The sequence below is a fragment of the Halorubrum kocurii JCM 14978 genome (genome assembly GCF_000337355.1).
Taxonomy (GTDB): domain Archaea; phylum Halobacteriota; class Halobacteria; order Halobacteriales; family Haloferacaceae; genus Halorubrum; species Halorubrum kocurii.
Genome location: NZ_AOJH01000001.1, coordinates 79,603 through 91,988, shown reverse-complemented (window position 1 = coordinate 91,988; position 12,386 = coordinate 79,603). Strand labels below are relative to the sequence as shown.

Below are 12,386 nucleotides of genomic sequence, written 5' to 3'. Positions count from 1 at the left end.
CTCACTCTCGCCGGAGGATCTGTCGAGACAGCGGTTGAGTGTCTCGTTATCGGGTCTTTCCGTAGTTCTACATAAGAGCGAGACGCCAGATAGCCACTTGTACAGGTGCACCCCAAGCGCGAATGTAGACTCCCCCAATAGCGTAACCAGTGGTGTCAGGGGCAGCGAAGGCGTCGAGCGACGACGCGTGTCCGACCCATCGACACTGCCGCTGTACTCTCGAATAGATCCGCTTGACTCAACCACGTCTTCCGACGCAGTCGAGACCGCTCGGATCGAAATCCGCTGGTTTGTGTATAAGCGACTACTCCGACTACTCTGGGAGTCTGTCTAGCTGATTGTATATGTCTCCCGCTACGCATTCGTGGTGGCGCTATCGGCATCGTCGCGATTGATAAGCTGATAGCCGATATGACGTATCAGCCAAATAGATAGAGATAAAAAACCACAATAAAACTGGGTAGTGTGGAGCCCTCCGCAGTCAGCGTATTTGGCGTGATCGTCGGTGTCGCAGCGGCCGGTATTGCCGCGGGCCCAGGTATCCGGACTGCGATCACACATCGCAGGAGTGATAATGGAATCGCGTTCGGAATACTCGCGGTCGGTGTCGTCATCTGGACTGTATCTGGTGTATGCCAACTAGTTGCCCAAGAGACGATTGTCCAGAAGTATTTTCTGGTGTTGTCGCTAATCGGGGCGTCGGTGACAGCCCTTGGCTGGTTTTTGTTCGCGAGTACAGCACGAAGTACCCCAGAGCGACTGAGTCGACGCTCGATCTACGCGGGTGTTACACTCGTGATCGGGTTGAATATTGGACTCATCGTGACGATCCCAATACACGATCTGTATTGGAGTAGCGTCACCGATGCTTCGATGGAGGAAACGAGGAGTATCGTTGAGACCGGCTATTGGGCCCACACTTTGCTAGTGGCTGGCTTGTGTTTAGCTGGCAGCTGGTTGTTTGCGAAAGTTCGGGGAAATCGACGGGATCGCATCCACGGTCTGGCGTATGCCATCTGTGGAATCACTGTAACCGTGACCATTCTGATGAGTAATTCGATGACACCGGGTTCTGGAATGCTATCCCCAATTCTAGCCGCGGGACTCGTTTGTCTCGGGATCGTACAAGCCACTCGATCGTGAGTCCAGGTGTATCGAGATACCTCAATGAACTAGCGGTCTAGACTGGCTAGGGAGAGAGTAAGGGAGTCTCATTTTCCCAGTAGATCGACTCTACTGCCGATGGGAGTTGTTGCACTCGGGTATCGAGGACGGCGAGTGGGTGCGCATCGAGAAACATCGCACTATACCGATCGACGGGTGTGTCTTTGTGGTTGAGTTGGATGTGGCAGGGGCCAAGATCCGGATAGTCGGCATCCTGATGGAAGTCAAGCATGAGGTTCCGCTCCGGTTCGACCTAGTTGATGCGATAGTATTCGTGGTCGACACCGGTCGGGTACCAAAATCGGATTTTCAGTCGTGCGGTCTCAGCGTCGGAATCATCACCCAAGAACGTTGTCGGCGCGAAATCCACGCCCGCCGGTTTAGCTGCTAACGAGTTGATCGAGTTCATACAATAACACCGGCAGAAACACCATCGCTAGCGTGAGGAGGCCCAACTCTGGAAGAAACTCACCAAACTGGTTGGCCTCTAGGATGATTGAGGTCTCACCGCGAACCCACATCGCGCCAAAGAGGGCCCACAGCACGCTCAGCGAGGCAAGTGCAGCGCTGAACACACAGATCGCCACGAGTCGGGTAAGTGTCATTAGATTGGCTGCCGCAGGCAAGGCGGCGTGAGAACCGACGCTTTCCGTCGGTCGCTAGCAACTCGAGCATCTGCTCGAGTGGACGCCAAGACTAATCGAGCGGCCGATCCATTGCAGTGATCCACGGTTACACCTGTGTTGTCTATCGGAATATCTCAAAGGTATAGACAGCCTACTGGTAGTATAGTGGGAACAATAGAATAGTGCCACCTCAATGGAGTACACGTGTCGCCATCGCACGGGCGCTGGCAGCCGATCCCGCCGTGGTGATTGCGGATGAGCCCACTGGCGAATTAGACCGGGATACCGGCGAACAAGTGCTCGATCTTCTCACAGACATTAGCGACGACCGTGCAGTTGTCGTGGCCTCTCACGACGAGTATACCCTCGAGCGAGCAGATCGGGTGGTTAATTTACTAGATGGAGTCCGTCAGTAATGACACGGTTAAGCCAATTTGTAGGGGTGATCGGGCTTGGGGTGCGCCGGGTTATCGGTCGCCTTCGTGGTGCCGCACCGGGTCGCATGACTGTCTGTATTCTCGGGGTTGCTGTCGCCGTCGCACTGTTAGTTGTTGTCACCGGTATCTCACTCGGTTTGGCGAACAGTACGACTGTTGAAAGCGAAGATATTGATTATTGGATCGTCCCAGACGAAGCCGGTTCCGGCAGTGTCCCGCTTGAAGCAGAAGGGGCCCGTCTCAGTCAAGTTCATGAGGTAACCGCCGACCTCAGGCGTGACGACCGCATCGACTATGCATCACCTGTGGTGTTACAGCCACTCCAGTTGCGGAACCCAGCGACAGGTGATCAGGAGTATGTTATTGCAGTCGGCGTGATTCCAACCGAAGAGCAGCGACGGATCGCGGACATGGAAATCAGCTCGTTAGATACTGCATACAGCTACTACGATGACGGGACATACGACGGCGAATGGTCTGGCCAGTTTGTAGCGTCGCCGAGTGTCGCTGAGCGATTAACACTCTCACCGGGAGAGACGGTCACCGTCAGCAACGACGATCGGTCCTTGACACTTACCGAAATCAACGATCGTGAGATGGCGGCTGGCTTCGGTGAAGTACCAGCGATTGCGATGCCGCTCGCAGAGTTACAGTCGCTTACGGGACTCGACCGCGCCGATCAGGCCGACCAAATTCTTGTGAGTACGACCGATCCAGCTGTGGAAACAGAACTTGCGGGGATCTATCCACAAACTGATGTCGTGTCGCGGGCAGGAATCAGTGGGGTCGACGCAACACCGACAAATCTGCCCCTTGCGATGGCACTTGCAGCCACGCTCGTGGCGGGTGGTATTGGGGTGGCGTTCGTCGCAACGATGATGGGGCTTGAACTGACAGCCGGACGCCGCGAGCTGGCAGTGCTCAGCGCCGTTGGGTTCTCCGGTCGCGCCAGGGCCTTGGTCGTGGTCTCAGAGACAGTAACGGTGGCTGTCCTCGGTGGCATTCTCGGTGTGGGGCTCGGCGCGCTCGCAACGGTGGGTGTCAATGCTGGCGTTGCCTCCGCAATTGGTATCCCCTCGTTAGCCACCATCACGCCGGTGTTAATTGGCTATGCACTCGTCGCCGCTGTCGCCGTAGGTGTGTGTGCAGCCCCCTACCCGCTGTATCTAACGAGCCGTACAAATACACTGGAGGAGCTCACCCGATGAGCCGGCTTCGAGCGGCCGCCGGCGTGGTGTGGATTGCACTCCGCCAACTTCGCTCGGATCGGATGCGGACCGTGCTTGCGGTGATCGGCGTTGCACTCGCTGTGTTATCAGTTACCCTGCTCACGGGGGTTGGGGCCGGCGTGGTTGCCACTGGCAACGAGATGTTTGATCAGTCGGGCCAGGATTTGTGGGTGACTGGTGGGCCGATCGAGATTGCGCCCGGATCGGTCGGCGGCTTCCAAAACCCGATTCCGAATGCTCACCCGCTAGCGGAGAATATTAGCGCGCACGAGGACGTCGACGCGGCCGTCCCAATGGCATTTCAGGTGGTATATGTGAGTACCGACGGGGAAGAATTCACCACAACAATGGGAAGTGGAGTGCCAGGTGGCGGCCCCTCAGTTGCTATTGAGGAAGGAGAGGGGTTCACTGGTCCAGACACCCACTACGCTGACGGGACATACGAGGGGAATATGACCCACCAAGCGGTTATCTCACCATCGATGGCTGCCGAGTACGATCTTGAAGTGGGAGATACCATCTATCTTGGCGGGACAGTCGCAAACGCCCGCGAAAATGAGTTTGAGGTGGTTGGAACTTCCCCAACCTTCGAGAACTTCCTCGGCACCGGAACCGTAACCACCCGGTTGAGCGAGCTACAAACGCTTACTGGCAACGCCTATGATGATAGTGCGACGCTGATCACGATCCGAACAACACCCGGTGCCGATCGAGAAGCGGTACGGGATGACCTTGCCGCACAACACCCGGAGTACACATTCCGCACGAATCAAGAACAGCTCGTCTCGCTGCTCGAACGGCAAGCCGTCGTGCTTGCAGCGGGGGCGAGTCTCGTCGTTCTCGGGATCGTTGCCGGCGGCATCCTCTCGTTGAACCTGTTGTTATCGCTTATTTACGTGCAACGACAGCCGTTGGCAGTACTGCGTGCCGTGGGAGCAACGAGACGAAGTGTTGTGGGCGTGGCAGTCGTCCAAGCACTGACCATCGCCACGATCGGGTATCTGGTTGGGATCGGCGCAACACCACTGCTGGCGATGCTGCTTGACCAGATTGCGCTTACCGTTACCGGGTTTGAGGGGCTAGTACAGGTCCCTCAGTACGCGTATCTCGCCGGTGCTGGCGTCGCGTTCGGCTTTGCACTACTTGGTGGCATCACTGGCGCATGGAGAGTGACGCGGGTAACGTCGGCGACCCAGCTCGTTCGATGAACGGCAGTGGGCGCTCAATTCACCTGAGCAGTCGGGATGCCAGAGGATATTACCCTTCACACCAACGACTAAACTGAATGAGTACCCGGCGACGGCAGCGGTTCATTTACGCGCAGCTCGCGTGGATGCTGGGAGTGATTACGCTGCTTGCAGTGCTTGGTTCGCTCTCCCTTGAGCTCGTATTTGTGCTGTCGCTGATCGGCTTTCTTGTCGTCGTTGAGCTTACAGCACCGTTCAACGTAACGCCGCGCTGGCGACGCCGCTTACTACCGATTATTGGCCTTGGACTGCTTGGCTTCGGCGTAATCGTGATCCGACGCATATTAGCCATCTTACCACCGGGACTAATCTAATGCGGCGGCCACCGCTCCCACGTCTCCTCCTATATGCACTTACGGTCACTCTGCTGTGTGCGGTCGTGATCGCCGCGAGCACGTCCGGTGCAGCCTTTGGAGCGTACAATCCGGCGTGGGATGGGACCGCGGACCTCCGTGATACTACGGCAACACACAGCGAGACGATCGTCTCACTTGATGGGGAGGCGTACACCACGGATCAGCCGGATCAGACGCTGGCCGTTGTGCTCGCGCCAACGACTCCATACGACGCCGAGGATGCAGCTCCCATGCGCCAGTTCGTCGAAGACGGTGGGACACTGCTCGTCGCCGATAACTTTGGACCGACCACAGACGACCCCCCGTACGGGAATACACTCCTGGCGAACATGGGAGCAACAACCCGGTTTGACGGCGCGTTGCTCCGTGATGAGCACAACTACTATCGATCACCGGCACTGCCGATTGCCCAGCCGGTGTCTGATCATCCGTACACGAGAGGGGTGAGCGACGTGACGCTGAACTACGGAACCGCAGTGGTTCCGAACGACGCTGAAACGCTTGTTCGAACCTCGGAGTTTGCGTATCGTGACACCGATCAATCCGGGAGTCTCAGTGGTGACGAGGAACTAGCACGCTATCCAGTTGTGACCGTTGAAGCTGTGGGTGATGGGCAAGTCATTGCGGTGAGTGATCCGAGTATCTTTATCAACGCCATGCTCGACCGAGAGGGGAACTCGGCATTCGTCGCCGCACTCGCACAGGCACATGAGCGGGTCATCTTTGATTACTCACAAAGCGGCAGTCAGCCACCAGTCTCAGTAGCGCTGCTTGTACTCCGAGAGACGCCGCTGCTACAGGCGCTGGTCGGTGCGATCGGCGTTGCGCTCGGGTGGGGCGTCGTAGCCCGGCCAGCCAGTCTCACACGAGGGCGAGACCGACTGGCTACAATTGTGCCAGTCGGAAATGCTGGGTCGGACGCCAGCTCGACACACGAAACCCAGCAACCGACCCCTACAGAGACCGAGCTCCTCGCGTATCTGCGTGCGGAGTATCCGGACTGGGACGATGATCGCTTACAGCGAATTGTAGCAGACATTATAGCGGAGGAGCCAGCACCTACTGATAATGAGTAGTCCGGCCGCGCTGTATGAGTCGATTCGAAGTGAGGCTGGGAAGGTTGTTGTCGGCAACGAAGACGTCTTAGAGGGACTGACTATCTCACTGCTGACGGGCGGCCACGTCCTCCTTGAGGGTGTCCCCGGAGTCGCCAAGACGACCATTGCCAACACGTTTGCGACGACACTCGGGTTGACGTACAGCCGAATCCAGATGACACCAGATATGGTGCCGGCAGACGTGATGGGGACTAACGTCTACCGGCAAAACACCGGCGAGTTTGAGCTCAAACAGGGGCCGGTGTTTGCGAACCTCGCGGTGGCAGACGAGATCAATCGGGCTACCCCAAAGACACAGAGCGCCCTGCTCGAGGCGATGCAGGAAGGCACGGTGACGATTGATGACGAGACACTGGCGCTACCGGACCCGTTCATGGTCGTCGCTACACAGAACCCGATCGAGATGGAGGGTGTGTTCGAGCTTCCAGAGGCCCAGCGGGATCGTTTCCAACTCAAGTACGTTGTTGAGCTGCCCGACCATGATGATGAGCGCGAACTACTCGATCGCTACGACCGCGATCCGGCATTTGCAGCTGAAAGTGTCGAGCCAGTTGTGGACATGGAGACACTCGCAGCCGCCCAAACCGCGGTCAACGCGGTCCACGTTGCAGATCCCGTCAAAGAGTATATTCTCGAGATTGTGGCGAAAACCCGCAACACACCAGAGATTCAGCATGGGGCGTCGCCGCGCGCAACACTCGGCTTCTTATCAACGGCCAAAGGCCGGGCGGCGATTCACGGCCGCGAGTACGTGATCCCCGACGACGTGAAAGCGCTTGGCCGTCCGGTGTTACGGCACCGACTCATTCGAACGACAGACGCCGAACTCTCGGATACATCGATCGCCGAGATTCTCGATACAATCTTCGAACAGGTTGATCCACCAGGAAGTGACGCCGAGTTCACACAGGCAGTTTCGCAGGCTGACTAGTTTTTGGCTGCGGCGTCTGGCGATTCGGCGTCGGACTGCGTCGACGTCGCTGATGGATCCCACCGATATGTGACCACCGGAGGGGCTGTGTCCTCGACCGTCATCCGCACTGGTGTGTCAAGCCCGACAGCAAGACCAGTGGCGAGCAGCGATGACACCGGATGGTCGATCCGGTCAATACGACCGTACGCAAGTCCGGTGAACTCGACGGTCACGCGGCCACCGGCGGCATCGACGCTTGTGTCAATCCCATCAGCAAGCTCAAAGTTCTCGACGAGTCCTTCTGTGAGTTGATCGACAAGCGATGATGGTGTCGTCGCCAGCGGCGTCGTCAGCGATCGCCGAAATTCCTCGAGGAGTGGCCCACCAGTCGGTGTTAACGCGATACCCGGGTTGTCATCTGGGTCGGTCACGAATAGATTGGTGAGTTCATCTGTGGACGGAAGCGGCTGGTCGGCCGGCTCCGGGAGATCAGCAGCCGACACGTACAGCCGTGGGGAGTCGGCTGGGATATAGATTGGAGTGCCCGCCAACCCCAGTTCATCTCGCATCGCGTCACGATCCGCAGCGAGCGCGTCGAACACGCTCCCGCTCACGGTTGCGGCGATGAATCGTTCTGGGGTAAGCGCGTACGTAAGGATCCCACCGAACACACCAGTTCCGCCGAGCGCAAGCAGGACGGTCCGTGCATCAGGAAACACCACCCCAGCAGCGATACCGAGCAGGCCAACAACGACGAGGCCAATCGCTGAGCGACGGTAGGTCTGCTGTTGCGAGCGAAGATACTCCTCGCGTAGTTGGCGGTTTCGCTCACGGAGGAGCTCAAGCTGTACAGTGAGTTCCTCGCGAGAGTTTGTTTCCGTGTCACTCGCGGCTGTGGTCGTCTGTGTCGGCGGCGACTGCTCTGTAGATGGTGCGCTCATTGGTCTGGGGTGTCCGACACGAGGCCAAGCATCACGCGTTCGTAGCGGTGGAGAGCATACATGATGAGTACAACGATTCCCGACACGACGACCGTCACGGCTGGGAGCGACCAGACAGTGAGCAGTCCATATGTGATGGCAGCGATCACGATGCCACCACCAGCGGTCGCTGCCAGCACGCGGCGGCCGGTTGGAGCCCCCACTGCGGGGTCGACAAGCACCGCCATGAGGCCGACTGTGCCCAGCGCGTAGACGAACGGGTCACCGGCTGAGCCAACAAGCAGGCTAGCACCGCCAACCCCGAAGGCGACGGGCGCTGGGGCTACCACCCCGATCCAAACAACACCGAGCCCGATGAGGAGGCCAGTCCACCCAGCAAGGAGCGTGAGTGCTGCTACGACGAGCGCCAGTCCGACCAGCCGAACCGGGCGTCGGAGGCGGCTGCGCCACACCTGTTGGGTCGTCGTCTGTGGCGGCTTCGGGTGGTCATCAGCGATCATGAACGGCCCTCCGAGCGCTGGCCATCAGATCGATTATCTGCGAGAAGCGTCCGCAACTGGTCGCCTGGTGCCACCTCGAGTGCTGTCACGCGAGGATGAGAATCAAGATCGCGCCGTAGGTCCTCAAACGCGGTGTAGGCGTCGTACGTGTCGTCAATTGTCTCGAGCCCTGGTTGCTGAAAGAACACGGTTGGTACAATCAACACGAGTACGGCTCCGCCATCTTGGGTCGCTATTTGAACGCTTTCGCGCAGCCGTACGGGGTCAGCGTCAGTCGTCACCAGTACGAGCCACACCCCTGCGCCGAACCGTGTTCGTGCCCGGTGAACGGCGTCGACGAACGCGTCATCACGCACCGCGTCAACAGCCGTGACCGATGCTGTCGCATACGGCTGTAGCGTCGCTTTGGCCGGGGTCTCAGCTGCCACCCTGTCGACAACCGTCTGAACACGGTGGCCGGGCGCTGATCGGTGTGTCGTCGACGTCGTGGTCGGGGTGAGCCCGAGCAGCGTCGAACGGACTCGTGTGTACGTTGTCGGGGTGCTTCCGGCCGCGATGGTCTCAGTGAGACCGTCATCGCCAACGGTCCAGAGGCTCAGCGGGTCGGCGTGCTCGGCGGCACTGGCGGTCATCCCAAGGGCCGCCTCACGAATGTACTCAAGTGGCGTCTCCGCGGTGGTGCTGGCATCGGTATGGGCGCGATGGTCAACGAGCAGCGCAGTGTGTCGATCCGTTTCGCCCTCCGTCTCTCGTACATATGGTTCCCCCAGCCGTGCCGTCGATTTCCAGTCGATATTCATTGCCGCCTCCCCGGGGACATACTGGCGGAGGTCACGAGTGGTAATCCCGGGCCCCGGCTGGTCAGTAGCGTGGTCACCAAACGCGTTCCCGTACGATTGCCCGCCTTTGCCAACGTGGACCGTTGGCGTCTGTGGGAGCACTGTGAGTTGTGGCTGTGGGCCTGCTGGGAGGTGCTCTGTGTAGAGGCCAAGCGAGTCACCGAGCGTGACCGTCGGGGCCGGCAACGAAAATTCACCGGCGACAGCGGCATGCAGTGGGATCGTTAGTGTTGCATCGGTCTGGCCGGGATCGAGCGTGATTGTCGTGGCGTCGGTTGTGCGGGTAACTCCGGCAGGAAGCGTGGGTTCGATCTGGACGGTGCCCACGGCAGTCTGTGCTGGTCGATGTATCCGCAACGTCGCCGTCGTCGGTGTGTCGACGTGAGTCGTCGCAGGATCGAGCGTATACTCGATGTCCAAGTGCGTGGTAGTCTCGTGAAACGAGTGCACAGCGACCCAAGCGGTCGCAAGCAACCACGCACCGATCCCGACGACACCAACCAGCGCAACAGGTTGGCTAGCACCGACCGCAAGCAGGCCAAAGACGACACCGATAGCTGTCGTCGCCCAAAACAGCCGGGTACCCTGCATCACTAACCCGGTAGCCACCAAGCGAATTGAACCTTTCCTTCACCTAGTTGTAGAGTGGTTTCTGCGTCCGCAAATGACACGTCGGGCTTGTCGCGACAGCTGACAACACGTATTTACGTCCCGACAGCCGTACGACGCATGTGTCACGCCTTCCGCACCCATCATCTATCCTCACACTTGTGATGGTGGTGGCGCTTGCGGGAGGCCTCATGACTGGTAGTGCGGGCGCTGTCGGGCCGTCCACCTCGGCACAGGATATCGAGGTCACAAATACGGTCGCCGGTGGTAACCTCACAGGAGAGAATACAACGACTCCACACGAGGATCCGGAGACTGTCGCTGAAGATGGCGACACCGAACAGATCGCGTCTCACTTATCAGGGCGGTTAGGAACACTCCTCGGGGGGAGTACACGGAATATTAGTGCCGCAGAGTACGACCAAGCACGATCACTGGTTGGCGATGAGTACGATGAGGTTCTCAGCCAGTATGTGACAGTCGCTGGTGAAACCGAACAAGAAGACACTGCTGAGACGTTTGCTACCGTCCAAAACGATACAGCTGAACTCACCGCACTTCGTGAAGAGTTCGAGACTACTCGCACAGAGTACGAGGAAGCTGTCGCCGAGGGAGACACCCAGCGCGCACGGCAGTTAGCCCGTGAGCTTGCACGCCTGTCAACAGAAATTAATGTGGTGACAGAGCGGCTTGATAAGAACCTCAAGAGCATTGAGAATGCGACGGGCACCGATCTAGAATCTGTTCGGAGAAATATTGAATCGGTGCGATTGACAACCGCAGAGATATCACGCACAGCATTACAGGTCGAATTAACGGCAACAACGATAACCGCAACAGCAGCCCCGTCTACATTCTCGTTTCAGAACGCGACCCAACTAACTGGAACGCTTCGCACGACAAACGGCACGCCAATTAGTAACAAACCCGTAACGATACAGGTTGGAGAGCGCTCCTACAATATTAAAACCGACGCTGAGGGAAGCTACACACTAACCTATCGACCTGTTTTTCTTCCCGTTAATGCGACGAGTGTGCCGGTAGAGTTCCGGCCAACAGATACCAGTCCGTATCTCGCTGCTAATACGACGACACCAGCCCAGATTACTGCTCAAACGACCACGACAGTTACCGTGGCCAACGATAGTATTACAGGTAACTATCAGACGCCACTCCGGGTGTCAAGTATAGTAACAGTCGGCACCAATGCGACCGTTTCGGGCCTCCCAGTGAGGTTGTTACTTGACGGCCAGCAAATCGGCACCGGAGAAACACAGCCTGATGGACAGGTAACGCTGACTGGGACGGTCCCAGCAGACGTTGCTGGCGGCGCTGCCAATCTTCAACTACAGGTGCCGCTGAGCGAAACAGCTGTTACCGGGTCAAACACCACAACAACCGCAGAGATTACTCCGGTAGAAACACAGCTGACGGTTAACGCAACAGTCACCGGGACAGACACTGAAGACATCTCTCGTGAGGCGGTACTCACCGGTGATTTCACACTTGCAGATGGTAGCCCTGTTCCCGGACAGTCGCTTGACGTGTTTGTCGGCGATCGCCAGATTGGGACGGTTACATCGACTGCCGACGGGAGCTATCAAACAACAGTTGCGGCGACAGAATTTGATGAAGGATCGGATGCACCGACTATCCGTACAGCGTTTACCGGAAGCGAGACGCACCTAGCCGCGAGTGAGGCAACGACGACACTGGACCTGCCAACAGCATCACAGCGAGATACCGAAGGTTCTACTGAGGATACATCTGAGACTTCCTTGCTCGGCTCGTCGTCAATATCACAAATCGTCCAAACAGCTGGTTCCGAGGTGTCGCTTCAAGAGCTTGCTGGCATCGGAGGGGGACTCCTTCTTGTCGGGATTATCCTGATCTTGGTTGCTCGGAGATTTGGATGGGACCCGCGCGACAGATTAACGCCTCCTTCGTCGGCATCCTCAACAGCAGCGACCGACGACACTCCTCCGACGACAGATCCCAGTGGAGAGCCATCGGCGCAGACAACGCGATCACAGCAACTCCTCGATGAAGCGGCCACCGCACTCGCAGCTGAGAACACCACGGTTGCGGTTCAACTGGCGTACGGCAGCCTCCGGGCAGCGCTACAAACACAGGTGGATACATCTGAGCCAACCACCCACTGGGAGTTTTATGACCGCTGTCAGGACGCCGATATTGAATCGCTTGCAGAGACGAAAGCGGTCATTACCGCATACGAGATGGCAACGTTCGCACAACCGACCGTCTCGACTGAGCGAGCCCGTGAGGTACTCGAACAGGTGGCGGCCGTCATCGATCAAGGCGGGTCGACCCCAGCAGACTCGCAGTTACTCAGTGACGATTGAATTAGCTGAGTTAAACGCTACGTCCTCTGCTCTCCTAGGCACCG

Annotated in this window: 11 protein-coding genes and 2 pseudogenes; 8 read left to right on the top strand and 5 right to left on the bottom strand. The window is 58.1% G+C overall.

All coding sequences use genetic code 11. The annotated features are described in order from the left end of the window. Window positions 1–465: 465 nt before the first annotated feature. Window positions 466–1,143 carry a histidine kinase N-terminal 7TM domain-containing protein gene (locus tag C468_RS17120; RefSeq protein WP_080510547.1) on the top strand — a complete coding sequence of 226 codons (678 nt, stop codon included), beginning with the start codon at window positions 466–468 and terminating at the stop codon, window positions 1,141–1,143. A 46-nt stretch (window positions 1,144–1,189) separates the two neighbouring features. Here the strand turns inward: C468_RS17120 and C468_RS19260 are convergent. Then, window positions 1,190–1,540, bottom strand: a pseudogene (locus C468_RS19260) (hypothetical protein); the annotation flags it as partial. 4 nt (window positions 1,541–1,544) lie between these two features. Continuing rightward, window positions 1,545–1,739 carry a hypothetical protein gene (locus C468_RS18435; RefSeq protein ID WP_169330888.1) on the bottom strand — a complete coding sequence of 65 codons (195 nt, stop codon included), beginning with the start codon at window positions 1,737–1,739 and terminating at the stop codon, window positions 1,545–1,547. Between the two features lie 254 nt (window positions 1,740–1,993). Here C468_RS18435 and C468_RS18885 point away from each other — a divergent pair. The 6 genes and pseudogenes from C468_RS18885 to C468_RS00320 form a co-directional block, all read left to right on the top strand. Continuing rightward, window positions 1,994–2,206 (top strand): annotated as a pseudogene (locus C468_RS18885) (ABC transporter); the annotation flags it as partial. An 86-nt stretch (window positions 2,207–2,292) separates the two neighbouring features. Continuing rightward, the gene (locus C468_RS00340) at window positions 2,293–3,435 is read left to right on the top strand and encodes an FtsX-like permease family protein (RefSeq protein ID WP_080510546.1); all 1,143 of its coding nucleotides are present in this window, start codon (window positions 2,293–2,295) and stop codon (window positions 3,433–3,435) included. After that, entirely contained in the window at window positions 3,432–4,664 is a 1,233-nt protein-coding gene (locus C468_RS00335) for an ABC transporter permease (RefSeq protein ID WP_049911747.1), read from the top strand. The genes C468_RS00340 and C468_RS00335 overlap by 4 nt, the downstream gene beginning before the upstream one ends. 77 nt (window positions 4,665–4,741) lie before the next feature. Next, window positions 4,742–5,017 carry a hypothetical protein gene (locus C468_RS00330; protein WP_008846859.1) on the top strand — a complete coding sequence of 92 codons (276 nt, stop codon included), beginning with the start codon at window positions 4,742–4,744 and terminating at the stop codon, window positions 5,015–5,017. A gap of 65 nt (window positions 5,018–5,082) precedes the next feature. Beyond that, entirely contained in the window at window positions 5,083–6,135 is a 1,053-nt protein-coding gene (locus C468_RS00325; protein ID WP_161609707.1) for a DUF4350 domain-containing protein, read from the top strand. After that, complete coding sequence (locus tag C468_RS00320; protein ID WP_008846857.1) at window positions 6,128–7,108, top strand: AAA family ATPase; 981 nt, start codon at window positions 6,128–6,130, stop codon at window positions 7,106–7,108. The genes C468_RS00325 and C468_RS00320 overlap by 8 nt, the downstream gene beginning before the upstream one ends. Here C468_RS00320 and C468_RS00315 read toward each other — a convergent pair. Genes C468_RS00315 through C468_RS00305 form a run of 3 tightly spaced genes read right to left on the bottom strand, consistent with a single transcriptional unit; the run spans window position 7,105 to window position 9,961 of the window. Next, the gene (locus C468_RS00315; RefSeq protein ID WP_049911746.1) at window positions 7,105–8,031 is read right to left on the bottom strand and encodes a hypothetical protein; all 927 of its coding nucleotides are present in this window, start codon (window positions 8,029–8,031) and stop codon (window positions 7,105–7,107) included. The genes C468_RS00320 and C468_RS00315 overlap by 4 nt on opposite strands. Further along, window positions 8,028–8,531 carry a hypothetical protein gene (locus C468_RS00310; RefSeq protein ID WP_008846856.1) on the bottom strand — a complete coding sequence of 168 codons (504 nt, stop codon included), beginning with the start codon at window positions 8,529–8,531 and terminating at the stop codon, window positions 8,028–8,030. Before C468_RS00310 ends, C468_RS00315 begins: the two co-directional genes overlap by 4 nt. Next, on the bottom strand, window positions 8,528–9,961 hold the full coding sequence (locus C468_RS00305) for a DUF58 domain-containing protein (RefSeq protein WP_008846855.1): 1,434 nt from the start codon (window positions 9,959–9,961) through the stop codon (window positions 8,528–8,530). Before C468_RS00305 ends, C468_RS00310 begins: the two co-directional genes overlap by 4 nt. A 140-nt stretch (window positions 9,962–10,101) precedes the next feature. Here C468_RS00305 and C468_RS17835 point away from each other — a divergent pair, with 140 nt between their 5' ends. After that, on the top strand, window positions 10,102–12,342 hold the full coding sequence (locus C468_RS17835) for a hypothetical protein (RefSeq protein WP_152422819.1): 2,241 nt from the start codon (window positions 10,102–10,104) through the stop codon (window positions 12,340–12,342). Window positions 12,343–12,386: the final 44 nt, after the last annotated feature.